This is a genomic window from Streptomyces sp. NPDC001970 (assembly GCF_053594115.1).
In genome coordinates, this window is the sequence record NZ_JBSFDW010000057.1 from 1 (window position 1) to 19,528 (window position 19,528).

Sequence of the window (19,528 nt, forward strand, 5' to 3'; positions counted from 1 at the left end):
GCGGCGATCTGGCACAACCACAAGACCGGCCAGCCGGTCACGCGATCCCTGACCGCCTACGACCACTAACGATCATTCGGAATGACTCGTCTAGGGCCCTCCTGCCGGTCGTGCCGTTCCTGCCTGTCCTGCGGCCCTAGCCCAGCGTCAGGGCGACCAGCGCCGCCGTCCCCGCCGTCTCCGCCACCGCCCCGAACACGTCGCCCGTCACCCCGCCGAAGCGGCGCACGCAGTGCCGCAGGAGCAGCTGGGCGGCGGCGAGCGCGACCACCGCCGCGAGGGCGTACCGCACCGCAGTCCAGCCGTCGAACAGCGCCCCCGCGCCCGCGCATGCCGCCAGCACCGGCAGTGTGACCGCCGCCGCCGAGCGGAGCGGCACGCTCTCGGCCACCGCCGCGCCCAGGCCCTCCGGCCGGGCCGCCGGGACGCCCGTACGGGAGGCGAGAGTGAGGGCCAGGCGCGCCACGACGCCCGCCAGGGCCGCGGCGACCGCGCCCCGGGCCCAGCCCTGCTCCCCGTACAGCTCGAAGAGCGCCGCGATCTGGGCCGGCAGTACGAGGACGAGGGTGATCACACCGAACGGCCCGATGTCCGACTGCTTCATGATGCGCAGCGCGTCCTCCGCGGGCTTCCCGCTGCCCAGCCCGTCCGCGGTGTCGGCCAGCCCGTCGAGGTGCAGGCCGCGCGTGAGGACGGCCGGTACGGCGGTGGAGGCGACCGCCGCGAGGAGGGGCCCCGAGCCCAGGGCGAGCAGGAGCCCGCCGAGTGCCGCGGCGCAGAGGCCGACGACCAGGCCGGCGAGCGGGGCCCACAGCATGCCCGCGCGCGCCGCGTCCCGGTCCCAGCGGCTGACCCGTACGGGCAGGACGGTCAGGGTGCCGAAGGCGAACCGTATGCCGGTCACCGGGCCGGCTGTCTTCATCGAGCTCACCGCGCGCAGCGTAGTCGGTGCGCCCCGACGGTAAATTGCGCATGACGGACAAACTGGGAGTAGACGGTATGAGTGACTGGTTCTACCGCAACATCGTGGAGCCCGGGAAGCTCCCGCTGCTCCTGGCGCTCGCCTCGTTCGTGCTGACCTTCCTCATCACCCGGACGATCACTCGGTTGATCCGGGCCGGGAAGGGGCCGTTCGGCAACGTCAAGTCCGGCGGACTGCACATCCATCATGTGGTGCCCGGCGTCGTCCTCACCGTGGTCGGCGGCTTCGGTGCGGTCGCATCGGCCGAGCACACCGGGGCGGGCGCTGTCGTCTTCGCGGTGATCTTCGGTATCGGCGCCGGGCTCGTTCTCGACGAGTTCGCGCTGATCCTCCACCTCGACGACGTCTACTGGACCGAGGCGGGCCGTCAGAGCGTCGAGGCCGTGGTGCTGACCGCTGCCCTGCTGCTGCTCATCCTCGGCGGGTTCGCGCCGCTCGGCGTCAACGACCTGACCGAGGACGAGCGGGACGACCGCCAGGTCCTTCTGCTCACCCTCGTCGTCAACTTCTGCTTCGTCCTGATCACGCTCTTCAAGGGCAAGCTGCGGATGGCGGTCATCGGCACGCTCGTGCCGTTCATCGCGATCGTCGGCGCGATCCGGCTGGCCAGGCCCGCCTCTCCGTGGGCCAAGCGCATCTACCGGCGCCGCCCGCGCTCCCGGGCACGGGCGATCCTGCGCGCCGTCCGCCACGACAAACGCTGGAGCGGGCCGCGCAGAAAGTTTCAGGATCTGATCGGGGGCGCTCCGGACCGGCCGCCCGCCGCGCGGGCCCCCGGTTCCGGTCCGGGTCCTGGCCCCGGCCCCGGCCCACGGTGACGCCATCCCGTCCCCGCGCACACCACCAGCACCGCGGCGATCGCCGCCAAGTGCTCCTTGCCCGCAAGATTGTTCTTGATCAGTATCTCGACGACCATGGCGACGATCACCAGGCCCGCCGTCAGCCACGCACGGTGGCGGTAGCAGGCATGGACCGCGAGGCCGACGACCGCCGCAGACGGACCGGTGTCCACGACCTGCGCGTCCGAGGCCGGAAGCCCCAGCGGATTCTCCGGGCCGAGCGCGATGCCGATGCGGGCGTACATGGTCCCGGCCAGGGTCGCCGCGTACGCGATCGCGAGCGTCCGCATCCGCCCGAGACAGATCTCGGAGATCCCGAACACGACCAGGATCTGGGCCAGCGCGCCCCACACCGGCAGGTCGAGGGCCGGTACGAACAGGGAGAGCGGCGTGCGCAGGAGCGCGAGCCAGAGCGGGTCCGCGGCCCGGACCGAGCCGATGTCCTGCACCGGCCGGTAGCCCCAGGTCTGGTTCTGCACCAGTTGGAAGAGACCGGTGAGACAGACCGCGGCGAGCGTGAGCGGCACGGCCCGCCACCTCTTCGTGACGAGCGCCGTGCGTACGGTCGTGTACAGCGGCCCCCACTCGCGGCGCGCGAACGCGCGCGCACGGCCGGCGCTCAGGGTGTCGAGCATGAGGGCGGCTCCCGGACGGTCGGTACGTGGCACGTTCCAAGACCGATCCGTACGGCGCGGAGTTGAGCGTCACCCGGGTGATCCCGATCTCGCGGGGCCGCCGTTCCCGCCCGGTGGTCAGTCCGCCAGGCGCGCCGAATCCGCCGTGCTCTCCGAGTCCCCCGAACCCTCGGTGTCCTCCTTGTCCTCCGAGCCCTCCGTGTGCTCGGGACGCTCGGGCAGCTCCGCGGCGAACGCCGCGGAAGCCTGAACGAGAGGAAGCGCCAGCAACGCCCCGGTTCCTTCGCCGACCGTGACGCCGTGGTCGAGCAGCGGGTTCAGCGCCATCCTGTCCAGCGCCTTGGCCTGCGCGGGCTCACCGCTGACCTGGCCCGCCAGCCACCAGTCAGGGGCGCGGAACGAAACGCGCTGCGCGACGAGCGCACACGCCGCCGACACCACTCCGTCCAGGATCACCGGCATCCGGCGAACCGCGGCCTGCAGCAGAAAGCCCGTGGTCGCGGCGAGATCCGCACCGCCCACCGCGGCGAGCAACTGGAGCTGGTCGCCCAGCACGGGCCGGGCGCGCCGCAGCGAGTCCCGGATCGCCGCGCACTTGCGCATCCACGCCAGATCGTCGATCCCGGCGCCGCCGCGGCCGGTCACCACCGAGGCGTCCGTGCCGCACAGCGCGGCGACGAGCGCCGAGGCGGGCGTGGTGCCGCCGACGCTGAGATCGCCCAGGACCACGAGATCGGTGCCGGAGTCGGCCTCCTCGTCGGCGATCGCCATGCCGAGGCGCACGGCCTGCTCGGCCTCCTCGGCGGTGAGGGCGTCCTCGACGTCGATCCGCCCGCTGCCGCGCCGCACGCGGTGGCGCACGACGTCCGCCGGCAGCAGCTCCGGGTCGCAGTCGAGTCCCGCGTCGACGATCCGCACGGGCACGTCCATCCGGCGGGCCAGCACCGCGACGGGGCTCGCGCCCTCCAGCACGGCCCGCACCAGCTCGTACGCACTGCCGGCCGGACGGCCCGAGACCCCGAGCTCCGCGACACCGTGGTCAGCGGCGAACAGCACCACCCGCGGACGCTCGACCGGCCGCACCGGCACGGCCCCCTGCGCGGCCGACAGCCACTCCCCGAGCTCGTCCAGCCGCCCCAGCGATCCGGGCGGCACGACCAGCCGCTCCCGGCGTTCCTCGGCATCGCGCCGCACGCCGCTGTCGGGGCGCTCGATCAGATCGGAGAAGTCGTCGAGATTCAGCGAGCTCATTCGCCGAACAGTACCGGCAGCTCCGGCCGCTGTCGGGCCCAGGCCGCGTTGCGGCGAGGGTGCCGACGGACCGTCAGCCGCGCAGCGGCAGCGCCTGGCCCGAGACCACCAGGAGCAGATGCTCGCACTCCGTGGCGAACGCCGCATTGAGCCTGCCCAGTTCGTCGCGGAACCGGCGCCCGGACGCTGTCGCCGGTACGACCCCGGAGCCGACCTCGTTCGTCACGGCGACGACCGTGCGACGCGTCGTGCGCAGGGTCGCGACGAGTTCCGCGGTGCGGCGGTGAAGGGCCTCGCGCCCCGTCGTCTCCCACAGTTCGTCGTCCCACGCGCCCACCCGGTCCATCGCGTCCGTCAGCCAGAGCGCCAGGCAGTCGATCAGCAGCGGCGGCCCGTCCTCCGCGAGGAGCGGTACGAGGTCGCAGGTCTCGATCGTCCGCCAGGAGCTGGGCCGGCGGTCACGGTGGGCCGCCACCCGGGACGCCCACTCCGGGTCGTCGGCACGGGTGCCGCTCGTCGCCACGTAGACGACGTCGGGGAAGGACTCCAGGCGCCTCTCCGCCTCCAGCGACTTGCCCGACCGCGCCCCGCCCGTGACCAGCGTGCGCCGCGGTACGTCCGGTACCGCGTGGTACTCGCCCGCGTACAGCGTCGTGCCGTCCGGCACCGCCCGCGCCCCCGCCGCCGCGAGCCGCCGCTCCAGCTCAGCGCCCGGCGGCACCTCGTGGTCGATGTGGACCGCGACGACATCCGTCGTCGGGCCGACCGCCCCCGTCGCCCGCAGCCGCGCCAGCCCGTCGGGCCGCCCGACGACGTCGGCGGCGACCAGGTCGTACGGCAGGGCCTCGTGCTCCCTCATCCCCGCGACCGCCCCGCCCGGCGGCAGATAGAGCAGCCGTTCGCCGTCCGGCGAGGCCACCTCGTATCCCGTCCCCGGCGTGTCCATCGCCACCGCGCGCACCCGGTGACCGCTGATCAGCGTCAACTCCTGCCCGTCCGGCACCCGCCCCGCCGTCGGCAGCCCCGCGGGCAGCTCCATCGCAGGCCCGTTGTGCGGATGCGTCAGCAGCACCTGCCGTACGCCGACGAGCGAATGCCCGGCGCGGGCGGCTGCCAGTGCGGCCCCGGGGGTCAGGTCGAGCAGCAGCGCCCCGTCGACCAGCAGGGCGGTCGCGGCGCGCGCCGCGGAGCCGCGGGCGGCGGCGCAGACGGCGCACGGGCAGTCGGGGCGGGGGAGCCCGGTGGGGGCAGCCGTGCCGAGCAGAGTCACTTCCACAGGAACGATCATCCCGCGTCGCCGCTGCGGTTGCGCGCCCGGCTACGCTGCGGGCAGCAACTGATCAGCTGTCGGGACCCGACATCCGGGAGGCGCACATGGCGTGGACGTGGCGGTTCGAGAAGTCCGACGGGACGGAGGTCCAGCCGGCCGTGGAGCCGGAGGAGTTCAGCACGCAGGGGGACGCCGAGTCCTGGATCGGTGAGGTCTGGAAGGAACTGCTCGAGGGCGGTGCGGACCAGGTGTTCCTCTTCGAGGACGGCAGCGAGATCTACGGACCCATGAGCCTGCACGCCGAAGAGGCCTGAGCAGACCCCGGAGCAGTACGAGCGGCACGAGCAGGACAAGCGGTACGAGCAGTGAGCAGTTCGAGGACGCGGGGCCGTCCGGGACGGGTCCGTCACGCGGATCCGTCCTCCTCCGCGGGCTACCGGTCGGCTCCGCCGGCCACCGGTCAGATCTCGCCCAGCGTCACCTCCGCGGTGGCAGGCTTCCCCGCCCGCTCGCCGGCTTCAGCCCGGCCGGAGCGCTGTCAAGCTTGATGACCGCGAGATCCTGCTCCGGATACCCGGCGACCAGGCGTGCGGGCAACGGCTTTCCGCCCGTGGCGACGGTGACCCGGAAGTCCCGCACACCGTCGATCACATGGGCGTTGGTGACGATGTGGCCTTTCGCGTCGTAGACGACGCCGGAGCCGATGCTGTTGTCCGTCTCGATCTGGACGACCGACGGCAGCACGTTCCTGATGACGGTCCGGTAGCGGGTCTCCAGATCGGTCTCGGCCCTGGCGGCGGGCGCCGCGGCCTGCGTCGTCGCCTCGGATCGCGTCCCCCCGGGCTGCGCGGGTGAGTCACCCGTGCAGGCGACGGCGAGCGCGGTCGAGCAGGACCCGGCCAGGAAGAGCACGAGTCCGCGGGTCAAGGAGACATCCATGCTCGGAGTGTCCCTTTTGCCGGGGTGTCGGGGCCTGTTGTCGGCCGCCGATCAGGGCCGTCCGGCACGCAGGGTCAGCCGCGCACGGAGAGAGTCCGAGGATGGATTGCGCACGGTGCATCGGTTTCGCGCGGTGCGGCAGTTGCGTGAGCGCGATCAGCCCCGCACGCCGCACAGATGCAGCAGCGCGGCCACTGAGCGGTACGGTTCCGTCCGCCCGGCCCGGTCCTCCGCCGCCAGCAGGCGCTCCAGCTCGTCCGCGGCCGGCAGCTCCGCCTCGTCGGGGGCGCCGTCCGTGAAGACCCGCACCCCGTACCACGCGTGCAGCGGCGCCGCGATCCCGGCGAGGGTCGCCCTCAGGGACGCCAGCCGGTCGGCGCGGACGGGCAGGCCGAGCCGATTGGTGTACGTGTCCGTGTCGAAGGCCGTCAGTGCCGCGGACCAGTCACCGGCCAGCCCCGGCCGCACGGCCAGCGCGTCCCCGTTCCGTACGAGCAGGGACAGCAGGCCCCCGGAGGCCAGCATCCGCGCCAGGCCCGCGAGCATCGCGTCGCGGTCCTCCACGTACATCAGCACGCCGTGGCACAGCACCACGTCGAACGACCCGGGCAGGAAGTGCACCCCGGTGTCCCGGCCGTCGCCCTCGATCGTCCGGAACCGCTCGCGAATGCCGGCCGGCTCGGTCGCCAGCGCCTCGCGGGCGACCTTCAGCATCTCGGGGTCGGACTCCAGGCCCGTCACGGTGTGCCCGGCACGCGCCAGGCGCAGCGCCTGGGTGCCCTGGCCCATCCCCACGTCGAGGATCCGCAGCCGCCTGCCCACCGGGAAGCGCCCGGCTATCTGCTCGTCGAGCTGTCGGGCGACGAGCTCCTGTCGAACGGTGTTGCGCAGCCCGCCCAGGCCCTTCAGCCAGGCCTCCGCACCGCCACCGAAACCGGAGACGGCCTCCGCACCCCCACCGAAACCGGAGACGTCGGTGCTCAGGGCCGCTCTCCGCGCTTGACCTGCGGCTTCGGCAGCCGCAGGCGGCGCATCTGGAGCGTGCGCATCAGGCCGTACGCCACCGCACCGCGCTTCGGCTCGTTCGGGAAGCGCTCGGTCAGCTGCTTCTTCAGACGCAGCCAGATGCCGATCGAGTCGATCACGATCAACACGATGACGCCGAGCCACAGCAGCAGCGCGATGTTCTGGAGCTGCGGCACGCGGATCATGGAGAGCACCAGGATCACCACGGCGAGCGGCAGGAAGAACTCCGCGATGCAGAAGCGCGAGTCGACGAAGTCGCGCACGAAACGACGCACCGGGCCCTTGTCACGGGCAGGCAGATAGCGCTCGTCGCCACCGGCCAGCGCCTCGCGCTGCTTGGCCAGGTCGGCACGGCGGGCCTCGCGCTGTCGGCGCGTGGCGTCCTTGCGGTCGGTCGGAGCCGACTGCGCGCGGCGACGCTGGGTCTGGGCCTCACTCCGCTTCGGGGTCGGGCGGCCCTTGGGGGCCTCGGGGTCGCGGGGCTGCTTGGAGAGGTCCGCCGTCACCTTGTCGGTGGGGGCCTTCTCTTCCTTGGAACGGCTACGGAACACAAAACCCAAGGGTACGGGGTGCCGCGCATGGACCCCAGCCCCAGGGGGAACGATCCGGCAACGGCGAGCGTCTGTAGAAGTCAGAAGCAGGCCGGAACAGGGGCCGAACCCCCGCGGAACGGACGCAGGCAGGAAGCGGAAGGGAAGCGGACGAGAGGCCGACGAACGGGAGAAGAGGAACGGAAGGGAAGCCGTCCCCGGTGTCCCTGACGATCACCTACTCCTTGCGCCGGATCGAAGCCGTCAGCAGCTCGTTCTTGGGGAGGAGCGCATCCGCGCTCGAACAGTGCGGTAATGGATGCAGGGCCCGTACTGTGGGTTCTGGAGTAGCTGGAGCCACGTCCGTCAGAAGGGGGCGCGCGAAGCCCATGAGCGGTGTCATGAAGCGTATGGGGATGATCTTCCGCGCGAAGGCAAACAAGGCCCTTGACCGGGCCGAGGATCCGCGCGAGACCCTCGATTACTCGTACCAGAAGCAGCTGGAGCTGCTGCAGAAGGTGCGCCGCGGCGTCGCCGACGTGGCGACCTCCCGCAAGCGCCTCGAGCTGCAGCTGAACCAGCTCCAGGGCCAGTCCACGAAGCTCGAGGACCAGGGCCGCAAGGCGCTGGCGCTCGGCCGCGAGGACCTGGCGCGCGAGGCGCTGTCCCGCCGGGCCGCCCTCCAGCAGCAGGTCACGGACCTGGAGACGCAGCACCAGACGCTGCAGGGCGAGGAGGAGAAGCTGACGCTCGCCGCCCAGCGACTGCAGGCCAAGGTCGACGCCTTCCGCACGAAGAAGGAGACCATCAAGGCCACCTACACGGCGGCGCAGGCGCAGACCCGGATCGGCGAGGCCTTCTCCGGCATCTCCGAGGAGATGGGCGACGTCGGCCTGGCGATCCAGCGCGCCGAGGACAAGACCGCCCAGCTGCAGGCCCGTGCCGGCGCGATCGACGAGCTCCTGGCCTCCGGGGCCCTGGACGACCCGACCGGCATGGCGAAGGACGACATCGCGGCCGAGCTGGACCGAATCTCCGGTGGCACGGACGTCGAACTGGAGCTGCAGCGGATGAAGGCCGAGCTGGCGGGCGGCAGCAGCGCTCAGCAGCAGGCCATCGAGGGCGGCAGCGGGTCGGCGCAGGACCAGGCGCAGGACCGGACCTCGAGCAAGTTCGACAAGCAGTAGGGACGGCGCGTCATGATCGTACGGATCATGGGGGAGGGCCAGTGGAAGGTCGACGACTGCCACTTCGTCGACCTGAACAAGCTCGACGACGAGCTGCTCGCCGAGATGGAATCGGGTGACGAGGCCGGCTTCCGCCGCACCCTCGGCGCCCTGCTCCACGCGGTCCGCCGGTGCGGTGCCCCGCTGCCGGACGACTCCCTGGAGCCGTCCGAGCTGATCCTGCCGTCACCGGACGCGACGCTCGAAGAGGTCCGGGACATGCTCAGCGACGACGGCCTCATCCCGGGCTGACGCCCGACCCCGCTCCAGCCCCGCGCAACGGCCCGCGCCCGGACTCCGTCCGGTCGCGGGCCGTGTGCTGCGCTCTCCGCGTCGTGTGTGCGCCGGCACCGTGCGGTGGACCGGGGCTGTCCGTCCTCGGGCGCCGGACGGGGTGCAAGGCCGAGGCCTGTGCCGCGGGCTCCGTGCCGTGGAGCCCCGGGGTCTCCGTCCGTCCGGGGGCGTTCGAGGACGGCACCCGGCCGACAGGACGGTGGCACGCCACGGAGGTCCGAGGGCTCGGCCTCACGCGGCGGAGCCCCGGGCGAGCCGTACCCCGTACCGTTGCATGTCGTGACCGCACCTTTGACCGTGACCGGCAGCACCCGGCTCGCGCAGATCCGCGACTGGCTGCGCGCGCACCCGCTCGCGCTCGACGCCGCCCTGGCGTTCGCCGTGCTCGTCTGCATGGTCATCGCGTCGTTCATCGATCCCAACGCTCCGCACGGCCGGCGGAACTTCGGCACCCGCACCCCCGAGGCCGGCAGCGTGCTGCTGATGCTGCTCGCCGCGGGCGCCCTGGTGTTCCGGCGGCGCCGGCCGCTGCTCGTGCTGGCCCTGACCGGGGCCTTGTCCGTCGTCGAGTTCGTCGCGGGCGACCCGCCCGCGCCCGTCGTGATGTCCTCGGTGATCGCCGTCTACACGGTCGCGTCCTGCACGAACCGGCCCACCTCCTGGCGGGTCGGTCTGCTGACGATGACGGTGCTGACCGGCTCGGCGATGCTGTTCGGCTCGGCCCCCTGGTACAGCCAGGAGAACGTCGGGGTGTTCGCCTGGACCGGAATGGCCGCCGCCGCGGGCGACGCCGTACGCAGCCGCCGGGCCTTCATCGACGCCATACGGGAGCGCGCCGAGCGTGCCGAGCGCACCCGGGACGAGGAGGCGCGCCGCCGCGTCGCCGAGGAGCGGCTGCGGATCGCCCGCGATCTGCACGACGTGGTCGCCCACCACATCGCCCTGGTCAATGTGCAGGCCGGAGTCGCCGCGCATGTCATGGACAAGCGCCCCGACCAGGCCAAGGAGGCCCTCTCACACGTACGGGAGGCGAGCCGCTCGGCGTTGAACGAGCTGCGCGCCACCGTCGGCCTGCTCCGCCAGTCCGGCGACCCGGAGGCTCCGACCGAGCCCGCGCCCGGCCTCGCCGTGGTCGACGGACTGCTGGACACCTTCCGCAACGCCGGACTGCCGGTCGAGCTGGCCCGGACGGACCACGGCACGGACCTTCCCGCGGCCGTGGACCTCGCGGCGTACCGGATCATCCAGGAGGCGCTGACCAATGTGCAGAAGCACGCGGGAGCCGGAGCCAAGGCCGAGGTGAGCGTCGTACGGGTGGGGCGGACCTTCGAGGTCACGGTCCTCGACGACGGGATGCCCGACGTCCCCCCGAGCGCCGGCTCCGCCGCGGGCGACGCCGATGACACCGGCCGGGGCGGCAGCGGTGGCGGCCACGGCCTCATCGGCATGCGCGAACGCGTCACCGCCCTCGGCGGCACACTCACCGCGGGCCCCCGCTACGGCGGCGGCTTCCGCGTGCAGGCGATACTGCCGGTCAAGGCCCACGCGGAGGGGGACGACGCATGACCATCAGGGTGCTGCTCGCCGACGACCAGGCGCTGCTGCGCAGCGCGTTCAAGGTGCTCGTGGACTCCGAGCCCGACATGGAGGTCGTGGGGGAGGCCGCGGACGGCGCCGAGGCCGTCGCCCTGGCCCGCTCGGAGCGGGCCGACGTCGTCCTGATGGACATCCGTATGCCCGGTACGGACGGACTCGCCGCCACCCGCATGATCAGCGCCGAACCGGCGCTCGCCGCGGTGCGGGTGGTGATGCTGACGACCTTCGAGGTGGACGAGTACGTCGTGCAGTCCCTGCGTGCCGGGGCCTCCGGCTTCCTCGGCAAGGGCGCGGAACCGGACGAACTGCTGAACGCCATCCGTATCGCCGCGGCCGGAGAGGCGTTGCTGTCGCCCGCCGCGACCAAGGGGCTCATCGCGAAGTTCCTCGCGCAGGGCGGCAGTTCGGACAGCGATCAGGACCCGGGGGCGTACTCGGGCCGGCTCGACGCCCTGACCGGCCGCGAACGGGAGGTGCTCGTCCTCGTCGCGGGCGGCCACTCCAACGACGAGATCGCCGAGCGGCTGGAGGTGAGCCCGCTCACTGTCAAGACTCATGTCAATCGGGCGATGGCGAAACTCGGCGCCCGGGACCGGGCTCAATTGGTGGTCATTGCGTACGAATCGGGCCTGGTGCGTCCGAGGGTGGAGTAGGCCGCCCCTCTGCGGAGTACTCCAGGCGCGGTATGCGGCGGATAAAGATTCGGACCTGCGGCTTACGGATCCGCTCTCGCGAGTGGCCGATCGTATAAGCGGGCGCCTGACCCTGCCCGCTCCTGCGTAAGCCACAGAAGAGAGACCCCATGTCCTGGCTGTCCAGATTCAGCCTCGCGCAAAGGGCCCTGATCGGGCTGATGTCGATCGTCGCGATCCTCTTCGGAGCGATCGCCATCCCGCAGCTCAAGCAGCAGCTGTTGCCCTCCATCGAACTGCCGATGGTGTCGGTGCTGGCTCCGTACCAGGGCGCCTCCCCGGATGTGGTCGAGAAGCAGGTCGTCGAACCGCTCGAGAACACCATCAAGGCCGTCGACGGCATCAAGGGCATCACCTCCACGGCGAGCGAGGGCAACGCCGTGCTCATGGCCACGTTCGACTACGGGGACGAGGGCACCAAGCAGCTCGTCGCCGACGTCCAGCAGGCCGTCAACCGCGCCCGTGTCCAGCTCCCCGACGACGTCGACCCGCAGGTGGTCGCCGGCTCCACGGACGACATCCCGACCGTCGTCCTCGCCGTCAGCTCCGACAAGGACCAGCAGGCGCTCGCCGAGCAGTTGGAGCGGACCGTCGTCCCGGCCCTGGAGGACATCGACGGCGTCGGTCAGGTCACCATCGACGGCGTCCAGGATCTCCAGGTCTCCGTCACCCCGGACGACACGAAGCTCGCCAAGGCCGGGCTGAACACGATGGCCCTCGCCGAGGCGCTCAAGGCGGGCGGCGCGACGATCCCGGCCGGCTCCTTCTCCGAGGCGGGCAACAGCCGTACGGTCCAGGTCGGTGGCGGTTTCACCTCGCTGAAGCAGATCGAGGACCTGCGCATCGCCCCTGCCGCCGGTGCCAAGGGCAAGGCCGAGCCCGTCCGGCTCGGCGACGTCGCCACGGTGGAGCAGGAGGAGTCGCAGCGCGTCTCCATCACCCGTACGAACGGCAAGCCCAGCCTCGCCGTCATGGCCACGATGGACAAGGACGGCAGCGCCGTCGCCATCTCCGACGCGGTCAAGGACAAGCTGCCCGAGCTCCGCAAGGACCTCGGCTCCGGCGCCGAGCTGTCCGTGGTCTCCGACCAGGGCCCGGCCGTCTCCAAGTCGATCTCCGGTCTGACGACGGAGGGCGCGCTCGGTCTGCTCTTCGCCGTCGTCATCATCCTGGTCTTCCTGGCCTCGATCCGCTCGACGCTGGTCACCGCGGTCTCCATCCCGCTGTCCGTCGTCCTCGCGCTGATCGTGCTGTGGACCCGCGACCTGTCGCTGAACATGCTGACGCTTGGCGCGCTGACCATCGCCATCGGCCGGGTCGTCGACGACTCGATCGTGGTCCTGGAGAACATCAAGCGTCACCTCGGCTACGGCGAGGAGCGCGAGACCGCGATCCTCACCGCCGTACGTGAGGTGGCGGGCGCCGTCACCTCGTCGACCCTGACCACGGTCGCCGTCTTCCTGCCGATCGGCCTGGTCGGCGGCATGGTGGGCGAGCTGTTCGGCTCGTTCTCGCTGACGGTCACCGCGGCGCTGCTCGCGTCCCTGCTGGTCTCGCTGACGGTCGTCCCCGTCCTGTCCTACTGGTTCCTGCGCGCCCCCAAGGCCGTACGGGGCATCGACCCGGACGAGGCCCGTCGCAAGGCGGAGGAGAAGGAGGCGCGCAGCCCGCTGCAGCGGATGTACGTTCCGGTGCTGCGATTCGCGACGCGCCGCCGTCTCACCAGCATCGCGCTCGCGATCGTGGTTCTCGTCGGCACCTTCGGCATGGCCCCGCTCCTGAAGACGAACTTCTTCGACCAGGGCGAGCAGGAGGTCATGTCGATCAAGCAGGAGCTGAAGGCCGGCACCAGCCTGGAGGCGGCCGACACCGCGGCGAAGAAGGTCGAGCAGGTCCTCGCCGGGATCGACGAGATCAAGGACTACCAGGTCACCGTCGGTTCCTCCGGCTTCATGGCGGCCTTCGGCGGCGGCACCGGTGCCAACCAGGCGTCGTACCAGTTGACGCTCAAGGACTCCGCGTCCTACGAGAAGACCCGCGACCGCATCGACGAGGAGCTGGGCAGGCTCGACGGCATCGGCGACACGACGATCGCGGCGGGCGACGGCTTCGGCAGCCAGGACCTCAGCGTCGTGGTGAAGTCGGCCGACGCGGACACCCTGCGCAAGGCGTCCGAGCAGGTACGGGACGAGGTCGCGAAGCTCGACGACGTCACCGACGTCCAGAGCGACCTGTCCCAGTCCGTGCCGCGGATCTCGGTCAAGGCCAACGAGAAGGCGGCCGCGGCCGGCTTCAACGACGCGTCCCTGGGCGCCGCAGTGGCGCAGGCGGTGCGCGGCACGCCGGCGGCCAAGGCGATCCTCGACGACTCCGAGCGCGATGTCGTCATCACCTCGGCCAAGCCGGCGACGACGATGGCCGAGCTGAAGAAGCTGGCCCTCGGCCCGGTGAAGCTCGGTGACATCGCCGACGTGGAGCTGGTCCCCGGACCGGTCTCGATGACCCGGATCGACGGCGCGCGCGCCGCGACGATCTCGGCGAAGCCGACCAGTGACAACACCGGCGCGGTGAGCACGGAGCTCCAGTCGAAGATCAACGCGCTGGACCTGCCCGAGGGTGCGACCGCGTCGATCGGCGGCGTCGGACAGGACCAGGAGGAGGCCTTCGCCTCGCTGGCCCTGGCCATGCTGGCGGCGATCGCGATCGTCTTCATGCTGCTCGTGGCGACGTTCCGCTCGCTGGTGCAGCCGCTGATCCTGCTGGTCTCCATTCCCTTCGCGGCGACGGGCGCGATCGGTCTGCTCGTGCTGACCGGCACGCCGCTGGGTGTTCCGGCGATGATCGGCATGCTGATGCTGATCGGCATCGTGGTCACCAACGCGATCGTGCTGATCGACCTCATCAACCAGTACCGGGCCCAGGGCCTGGGCGTGGTCGAGGCGGTCATCGAGGGCGGCCGCCACCGTCTCCGCCCGATCCTGATGACGGCCCTCGCGACGATCTTCGCGCTGCTGCCGATGGCGCTGGGTGTCACGGGCGAGGGCGGCTTCATCGCCCAGCCGCTCGCGGTGGTCGTGATCGGCGGACTGGTGACGTCGACGCTTCTGACGCTGCTGCTGGTGCCGACGCTGTACGCGATGGTCGAACTCCGCAAGGAGCGGCGCCGCGTCAAGCGCGCGGCGAAGCGGGCGAAGAAGTCGGGATCGGACGGCTCCGCCCCGACGGCCCCCGCGCCGTCGGACGACCCGGACCCGCAGCCGGTCAACGCGTAAGGCCTCCGGCACGCTCTCTCCGCCCCCGGTACCGGTCACCTCCCGGTACCGGGGGCGGGGTGGCTTCCGGGCCCGCCCGGTGGCGTGTCGGTGACCGGTCACCGGTCACCGACACGGCACCGCACACCGCCGCACGCACGTCGCCCCCGGCGCGCAAGCAGAGCCGCACGCCGGGGGCGACAGGGGGCAACGGGGGCGCCGCCCCCGTTACGGAAGCGCCAGCATCCGCTCGAGGGCGAGCTTCGCGAAGCTCTCCGTCTCGCGGTCGACCTGGATCTGGTTGACCAGCTTCCCCTCCGCCAGGGACTCCAGGGCCCACACCAGATGCGGCAGGTCGATCCGGTTCATCGTGGAGCAGAAGCAGACCGTCTTGTCGAGGAAGACGATCTCCTTGTCCTCGTCCGCGAAACGATTCGCCAGCCGCCGCACGAGGTTCAGCTCGGTACCGATCGCCCACTTGGACCCGGCCGGCGCCGCCTCGAGCGTCTTGATGATGTACTCCGTCGAGCCGACGTAGTCCGCAGCCGCGACGACCTCGTGCTTGCACTCGGGGTGGACGAGCACGTTCACGCCCGGGATGCGCTCGCGCACGTCGTTCACGGAGTCCAGCGAGAAGCGGCCGTGCACCGAGCAGTGGCCCCGCCACAGGATCATCTTCGCGCCGCGCAGCTCATCGGCGGTGAGGCCGCCGTTCGGCTTGTGCGGGTTGTAGACGACGCAGTCGTCCAGGGACATCCCCATGTCGCGGACCGCGGTGTTGCGCCCGAGGTGCTGGTCCGGCAGGAAGAGGACCTTCTCGCCCTGCTCGAAGGCCCAGTCCAGCGCGCGCTTCGCGTTCGACGACGTACAGATCGTGCCGCCGTGCTTGCCGGTGAAGGCCTTGATGTCGGCGGAGGAGTTCATGTACGAGACCGGGACCGTCACATCGGCGATCCCGGCTTCGGTGAGCACGTCCCAGCACTCGGCGACCTGTTCCGCCGTCGCCATGTCGGCCATCGAGCAGCCGGCGGCGAGGTCGGGGAGGACGACCTTCTGGTCGTCGGTGGTCAGGATGTCCGCCGACTCGGCCATGAAGTGCACGCCGCAGAAGACGATGTACTCGGCCTCCGGGCGGGCCGCCGCGTCCTTGGCGAGCTTGAAGGAGTCGCCGGTGACGTCCGCGAACTGGATGACCTCGTCGCGCTGGTAGTGGTGACCGAGCACGAAGACCTTGTCCCCGAGCTTCTCCTTGGCCGCGCGGGCGCGCTCCACCAGGTCCGGGTCGGACGGGGAGGGGAGATCGCCGGGGCATTCGACGCCGCGCTCGCTCTTGGGGTCGGCCTCGCGGCCGAGGAGCAGCAGGGCAAGGGGCGTCGGCTGGACGTCCAGGGGTTGGGCGGTGGTCACGTCACGCACCCTTTCTCTTCTCAAGCGATGAGCGCGGCGGCAGCCGCTTCAATGGAGCCGGTGCTCGCACCGAGGGCTTCTCGTCTATTTGACGCTATCTATCATAACCGCTTCACGTCACTTTGACGACGGCCATAGCGTCGATGTGACGCAATTCCCGGGCGCCATCACGTACACCTGTTGTCCACGGGTCGGTGCCCTGATGGGAGCGCGTGTGCGAGCATGAAGGGGAAAGACTAGGGCTCGCCCGGAATGAATCCGGGGCCCCGCCGGTTGCAACCGTCGGCAAGCAGTCTCCGTACAACCCGGGAGAGAAGCAGATGTCCGTATCGGACGAGACCACCACCGTGAGCGACGGCATCCTCCTGTCCGACGCCGCCGCGGCCAAGGTCAAGGCCCTGCTGGACCAGGAAGGCCGGGACGACCTGGCGCTGCGCGTCGCGGTTCAGCCCGGCGGCTGCTCCGGCCTGCGGTACCAGCTCTTCTTCGACGAGCGCTCGCTCGACGGCGATGTCGTCAAGGATTTCGACGGCGTGAAGGTCGTCACGGACCGCATGAGCGCTCCGTACCTGGGCGGCGCCTCGATCGACTTCGTGGACACGATCGAGAAGCAGGGCTTCACGATCGACAATCCGAACGCGACGGGCTCCTGCGCCTGCGGCGACTCCTTCAGCTAAGTCGCTCCGCCGCCCTCGGCGTGCCGGTGACCGCTCACTTACGGGGCACGGGGTCACCGCTCTCCTCATCGACGACCGTCCGGTCACCCAGCGGCGTGTCCAGCGTCACCTTCTCCGTCAGCTCCTTGGCGATCATGATGCAGACCCGCTCCGGGTCGCGCCGCGACTCGATGATCTTCACCTTCACCTGGCTGCCGCTCTCCTCCGCGTCGGCCGAGTAGTCGCTGCACACCCCTCCCCAGAAGCGCAGGGCCAGCGTCCGCCCGTCCTTCTCGACGGTGTACGACTCCACGCTCCGTACGGACGTCTCCGGCAGGCGTGTCGGGTCGGGCGACGGCAGCTGCTCCTTCGGCGGCACCGAGTGCGCCGGCCTCAGATGCTCGGGAGCCACCGCGGGGTGCGTGAGGGTGAACGGCGGCGCGTCGCCCTCCGGGTCCACCTGGAACAGCCAGGACGGTACGAGCGCGGGCCGGCCGTCCTCGGAGTGGACCGCGAGCCCGAAGACCGCCTTGCTGATCGTCACGGGCCGCGGCGTGCCGGACTGCGGTGTACCGGGATCCGGCTCGCACGGTGCGGCCTGCTTGTCCGCCGGTACGGGAGTCGCGCAGCCGCCGATCCCGATCGGGCCGCCTGCCGCGGCGGCCTTGTTCAGCTGCTTCAGCGCCTCGTCCGCGCCGATCACCGGGTACTCCGCGCCCTTCGCGGGCTTCGCCAACTGCCCGCTGCCGCCCACCACCTGGCCGTCGCTGCCGACCTGGATCCCCGTCGACCAGCCGAACGTCGGCAGGCCGCCCACCAGGGGATCGGCGTTCACCACACGGATCGCGCCCATCGTCTGGGCCGCGTTCAGCCGCGCGTCGCTCTGGCCCACGGCCGTCAGCACGGGAGCGGCCGCCTTCTTCGCCGCACCCTCGCTCACCGGTGGGACGGCCGAGTCGCCGCGGGTGCCGGGGCCGGGGGCGACGCCCCCGCCCGGACAGGGCCTGACCTTGGTGCAGTCGTCGCCCTTGGGGGTCGGTCCGAACCTGGCGAACGACCAGGTGCCCGGAGCCTGCCGGTTCACCTGGAGCATCGGTCCGCCCGAGTCCTTCTCCGCACCGATCTTCCAGACGTCGCCCACCGCACGCGGGGTACCCGCCACCCCGAGGGCCGCGGCCAGACGGGTGACCTCGGCCGCGCCGACCGTACCGCGCGCGCGGTACACCGGAGCGGAGTCGGGGCCGTCCGGAAGCTCCCCGTCGAACCGGTACTGCGGACCGTTCGGGTCCGGCTCACCAGGGGCGATCCCGAAGGGCGGACCGCTTTCCGAGTGGCCGTCCAGGGCGAGCGGCGGAGGCGGCGTCCGGCCGGCGCCCGGCGACGCCGCACCGCCGTCGGATGCCGTGGTGGCCCAGTACGCGCCGCCACCTCCGGCGAGGAGAACCGCCGTGGCCACCGAGGCGACGGCCAGCGGGGATCGCCGCCGGCGCGGGCCGTCGGCGGTCTTGGGGGGCCGCTCCGTGCTGTTCACCGCATCGCTCCTTCGGACCCGTGAGGGGGGACACCCCTGTGACGGGACGGGGGAGCGTGCGGTTCCCGCCTACGGCGTCAGTCGCCGTACGGGGACATGGCACCCACCAGCCGGGCGGACGCGGGGGACACGACCACACCATGGATCAGTGACGGCGGCACCGGCGCGCCCGCCGCGACCGGCGGAACCGCCCAGTGCGGGGCCATCCGTGCGCTCTTGCCACGCAGGTCGGCGAGGCTGGTCTCGATGTCCCGCAGGTCACGCGGGGTGCTGTGCTGAGGCATAGGGGCACCGTACGCAGGGTTACGTGGCGGAAAAAGACCTACTATCGGGTAGTTTCCGCACTTCAGCGGAGCTCGCGCAAACCGGTAGCGTTAACTGTCCGTCCCGCCCTCCCTCCCTGGAGCACCTCGCCGTGCGAATCGCAGTCACCGGCTCCATCGCAACCGACCACCTCATGACCTTCCCCGGTCGCTTCGCCGACCAGCTGGTCGCGGACCAGCTGCACACGGTCTCCCTCTCCTTCCTGGTCGACAACCTCGATGTGCGCAGGGGAGGGGTCGGCGCCAACATCTGCTTCGGCATGGGCCAGCTCGGCACCCGCCCGATCCTGGTGGGAGCGGCCGGTTCCGACTTCGACGAGTACCGCGCGTGGCTGGACCGGCACGGCGTCGACACGGCGTCCGTACGCATCTCCGAGGTGCTGCACACCGCGCGCTTCGTCTGCACGACGGACGCGGACCACAACCAGATCGGCTCCTTCTACACCGGAGCGATGAGCGAGGCCCGGCAGATCGAGCTGAAGTCGGTGGCGGACCGCATCGGCGGGCTCGACCTGGTGCTGATCGGCGCCGACGACCCGGAGGCGATGCTGCGGCACACCGAGGAGTGCCGCTCGCGGGGAATCCCGTTCGCGGCGGACTTCTCGCAGCAGATCGCGCGGATGAACGGTGACGAGATCCGGATACTGCTGGACGGCGCGACGTACCTCTTCTCCAACGAGTACGAGAAGGGCCTCATCGAGTCCAAGACGGGCTGGACCGACGAGGAGATCCTGGCCCGCGTCGGCCACCGGGTCACCACGCTCGGCTCGCGAGGTGTGCGCATCGAGCAGGCGGGCGAGGAGAGCATCGAGGTCGGCTGCCCCGAGGAGGACTCCAAGGTCGACCCGACGGGTGTCGGTGACGCCTTCCGCGCGGGCTTCCTCTCGGGCCTGTCGTGGGGCGTGGGCCTGGAGCGTGCCGCGCAGGTCGGCTGCATGCTCGCCACCCTGGTCATCGAGACCCTGGGCACCCAGGAGTACACGCTCCGCCGCGCCCACTTCATGGACCGCTTCACCAAGGCCTACGGCCACGATGCCGCCGCCGCGGTCCAGGCGCACCTGTCCTAGACCTGCCCACCCT

Annotated in this window: 19 protein-coding genes; 9 read left to right on the forward strand and 10 right to left on the reverse strand. The window is 71.4% G+C overall.

The annotated features are described in order from the left end of the window. Window positions 1–136 precede the first annotated feature (136 nt). The gene (locus tag ACWCP0_RS38900) at window positions 137–922 is read right to left on the reverse strand and encodes an adenosylcobinamide-GDP ribazoletransferase (RefSeq protein ID WP_451083479.1); all 786 of its coding nucleotides are present in this window, start codon (window positions 920–922) and stop codon (window positions 137–139) included. Between the two features lie 77 nt (window positions 923–999). On the opposite strand from ACWCP0_RS38900, the gene ACWCP0_RS38905 reads away from it, so the two are divergent. Further along, on the forward strand, window positions 1,000–1,800 hold the full coding sequence (locus tag ACWCP0_RS38905; RefSeq protein ID WP_451083452.1) for a hypothetical protein: 801 nt from the start codon (window positions 1,000–1,002) through the stop codon (window positions 1,798–1,800). Here ACWCP0_RS38905 and ACWCP0_RS38910 read toward each other — a convergent pair. The 3 genes from ACWCP0_RS38910 to ACWCP0_RS38920 form a co-directional block, all read right to left on the reverse strand. Continuing rightward, on the reverse strand, window positions 1,707–2,456 hold the full coding sequence (locus ACWCP0_RS38910) for a hypothetical protein (RefSeq protein ID WP_451083453.1): 750 nt from the start codon (window positions 2,454–2,456) through the stop codon (window positions 1,707–1,709). The two genes, ACWCP0_RS38905 and ACWCP0_RS38910, sit on opposite strands and share 94 nt — an antisense overlap. Before the next feature lie 117 nt (window positions 2,457–2,573). After that, on the reverse strand, window positions 2,574–3,707 hold the full coding sequence (cobT, locus tag ACWCP0_RS38915) for a nicotinate-nucleotide--dimethylbenzimidazole phosphoribosyltransferase (protein ID WP_451083454.1): 1,134 nt from the start codon (window positions 3,705–3,707) through the stop codon (window positions 2,574–2,576). 73 nt (window positions 3,708–3,780) lie between these two features. Next, entirely contained in the window at window positions 3,781–4,983 is a 1,203-nt protein-coding gene (locus ACWCP0_RS38920) for a bifunctional adenosylcobinamide kinase/adenosylcobinamide-phosphate guanylyltransferase (protein ID WP_451083455.1), read from the reverse strand. Between the two features lie 98 nt (window positions 4,984–5,081). Between ACWCP0_RS38920 and ACWCP0_RS38925 the strand changes: the two genes are divergently transcribed. Further along, the gene (locus ACWCP0_RS38925; RefSeq protein WP_451083456.1) at window positions 5,082–5,291 is read left to right on the forward strand and encodes a hypothetical protein; all 210 of its coding nucleotides are present in this window, start codon (window positions 5,082–5,084) and stop codon (window positions 5,289–5,291) included. Window positions 5,292–5,454: 163 nt separating this feature from the next. Here ACWCP0_RS38925 and ACWCP0_RS38930 read toward each other — a convergent pair whose 3' ends face one another. The 3 genes from ACWCP0_RS38930 to ACWCP0_RS38940 all read right to left on the reverse strand — a co-directional run bounded on the left by ACWCP0_RS38930 (window position 5,455) and on the right by ACWCP0_RS38940 (window position 7,493). Then, entirely contained in the window at window positions 5,455–5,916 is a 462-nt protein-coding gene (locus tag ACWCP0_RS38930) for a trypsin-like peptidase domain-containing protein (RefSeq protein ID WP_451083457.1), read from the reverse strand. A gap of 156 nt (window positions 5,917–6,072) precedes the next feature. Beyond that, window positions 6,073–6,816: a class I SAM-dependent methyltransferase gene (locus ACWCP0_RS38935; RefSeq protein WP_451083480.1), complete on the reverse strand. Its 744-nt coding sequence runs from the start codon at window positions 6,814–6,816 to the stop codon at window positions 6,073–6,075. A gap of 80 nt (window positions 6,817–6,896) precedes the next feature. Continuing rightward, on the reverse strand, window positions 6,897–7,493 hold the full coding sequence (locus ACWCP0_RS38940) for a DUF3043 domain-containing protein (protein ID WP_451083458.1): 597 nt from the start codon (window positions 7,491–7,493) through the stop codon (window positions 6,897–6,899). 380 nt (window positions 7,494–7,873) lie between these two features. On the opposite strand from ACWCP0_RS38940, the gene ACWCP0_RS38945 reads away from it, so the two are divergent. The 5 genes from ACWCP0_RS38945 (at window position 7,874) to ACWCP0_RS38965 (ending at window position 14,552) form a co-directional block, all read left to right on the forward strand. Next, window positions 7,874–8,659, forward strand: a complete 786-nt coding sequence (locus ACWCP0_RS38945) for a PspA/IM30 family protein (protein WP_451083459.1) — start codon at window positions 7,874–7,876, stop codon at window positions 8,657–8,659. A 12-nt stretch (window positions 8,660–8,671) separates the two neighbouring features. Further along, window positions 8,672–8,950, forward strand: coding sequence for a PspA-associated protein PspAA (gene pspAA / locus ACWCP0_RS38950; protein WP_451083460.1), 279 nt, complete (start codon window positions 8,672–8,674; stop codon window positions 8,948–8,950). Between the two features lie 321 nt (window positions 8,951–9,271). Beyond that, window positions 9,272–10,558: a sensor histidine kinase gene (locus ACWCP0_RS38955; RefSeq protein WP_451083461.1), complete on the forward strand. Its 1,287-nt coding sequence runs from the start codon at window positions 9,272–9,274 to the stop codon at window positions 10,556–10,558. Next, on the forward strand, window positions 10,555–11,241 hold the full coding sequence (locus ACWCP0_RS38960; RefSeq protein WP_451083462.1) for a response regulator: 687 nt from the start codon (window positions 10,555–10,557) through the stop codon (window positions 11,239–11,241). Before ACWCP0_RS38955 ends, ACWCP0_RS38960 begins: the two co-directional genes overlap by 4 nt. 149 nt (window positions 11,242–11,390) lie before the next feature. Then, the gene (locus ACWCP0_RS38965; protein ID WP_451083463.1) at window positions 11,391–14,552 is read left to right on the forward strand and encodes an efflux RND transporter permease subunit; all 3,162 of its coding nucleotides are present in this window, start codon (window positions 11,391–11,393) and stop codon (window positions 14,550–14,552) included. Between the two features lie 207 nt (window positions 14,553–14,759). Here ACWCP0_RS38965 and nadA read toward each other — a convergent pair whose 3' ends face one another. Further along, window positions 14,760–15,947 (reverse strand): quinolinate synthase NadA, encoded by a 1,188-nt coding sequence (gene nadA / locus ACWCP0_RS38970; protein ID WP_451083464.1) that lies wholly within the window; start codon window positions 15,945–15,947, stop codon window positions 14,760–14,762. A gap of 311 nt (window positions 15,948–16,258) precedes the next feature. Here nadA and ACWCP0_RS38975 point away from each other — a divergent pair, with 311 nt between their 5' ends. Then, complete coding sequence (locus ACWCP0_RS38975) at window positions 16,259–16,615, forward strand: HesB/IscA family protein (RefSeq protein ID WP_005318559.1); 357 nt, start codon at window positions 16,259–16,261, stop codon at window positions 16,613–16,615. A 34-nt stretch (window positions 16,616–16,649) separates the two neighbouring features. Here the strand turns inward: ACWCP0_RS38975 and ACWCP0_RS38980 are convergent, their stop codons facing one another. Both ACWCP0_RS38980 and ACWCP0_RS38985 read right to left on the reverse strand, forming a co-directional pair. Continuing rightward, window positions 16,650–18,125, reverse strand: coding sequence for a hypothetical protein (locus ACWCP0_RS38980; RefSeq protein WP_451083465.1), 1,476 nt, complete (start codon window positions 18,123–18,125; stop codon window positions 16,650–16,652). Window positions 18,126–18,202: 77 nt separating this feature from the next. Beyond that, window positions 18,203–18,409, reverse strand: a complete 207-nt coding sequence (locus tag ACWCP0_RS38985; protein WP_451083466.1) for a hypothetical protein — start codon at window positions 18,407–18,409, stop codon at window positions 18,203–18,205. Between the two features lie 131 nt (window positions 18,410–18,540). On the opposite strand from ACWCP0_RS38985, the gene ACWCP0_RS38990 reads away from it, so the two are divergent. After that, window positions 18,541–19,515 (forward strand): carbohydrate kinase family protein, encoded by a 975-nt coding sequence (locus ACWCP0_RS38990; protein WP_451083467.1) that lies wholly within the window; start codon window positions 18,541–18,543, stop codon window positions 19,513–19,515. Window positions 19,516–19,528 lie beyond the last annotated feature (13 nt).

What these genes read in the sequence shown, in the direction of transcription:
- ACWCP0_RS38905 (WP_451083452.1), top strand. Translation starts at nt 1,000, where the DNA reads ATGAGTGACTGGTTCTACCGCAACATCGTGGAGCCCGGGAAGCTCCCG.
- ACWCP0_RS38930 (WP_451083457.1), bottom strand. Translation starts at nt 5,916, where the DNA reads ATGGATGTCTCCTTGACCCGCGGACTCGTGCTCTTCCTGGCCGGGTCC.
- ACWCP0_RS38900 (WP_451083479.1), bottom strand. Translation starts at nt 922, where the DNA reads ATGAAGACAGCCGGCCCGGTGACCGGCATACGGTTCGCCTTCGGCACC.
- cobT (WP_451083454.1), bottom strand. Translation starts at nt 3,707, where the DNA reads ATGAGCTCGCTGAATCTCGACGACTTCTCCGATCTGATCGAGCGCCCC.
- ACWCP0_RS38960 (WP_451083462.1), top strand. Translation starts at nt 10,555, where the DNA reads ATGACCATCAGGGTGCTGCTCGCCGACGACCAGGCGCTGCTGCGCAGC.
- pspAA (WP_451083460.1), top strand. Translation starts at nt 8,672, where the DNA reads ATGATCGTACGGATCATGGGGGAGGGCCAGTGGAAGGTCGACGACTGC.
- ACWCP0_RS38975 (WP_005318559.1), top strand. Translation starts at nt 16,259, where the DNA reads ATGTCCGTATCGGACGAGACCACCACCGTGAGCGACGGCATCCTCCTG.
- ACWCP0_RS38985 (WP_451083466.1), bottom strand. Translation starts at nt 18,409, where the DNA reads ATGCCTCAGCACAGCACCCCGCGTGACCTGCGGGACATCGAGACCAGC.
- ACWCP0_RS38925 (WP_451083456.1), top strand. Translation starts at nt 5,082, where the DNA reads ATGGCGTGGACGTGGCGGTTCGAGAAGTCCGACGGGACGGAGGTCCAG.
- ACWCP0_RS38965 (WP_451083463.1), top strand. Translation starts at nt 11,391, where the DNA reads ATGTCCTGGCTGTCCAGATTCAGCCTCGCGCAAAGGGCCCTGATCGGG.
- ACWCP0_RS38945 (WP_451083459.1), top strand. Translation starts at nt 7,874, where the DNA reads ATGAAGCGTATGGGGATGATCTTCCGCGCGAAGGCAAACAAGGCCCTT.
- ACWCP0_RS38910 (WP_451083453.1), bottom strand. Translation starts at nt 2,456, where the DNA reads ATGCTCGACACCCTGAGCGCCGGCCGTGCGCGCGCGTTCGCGCGCCGC.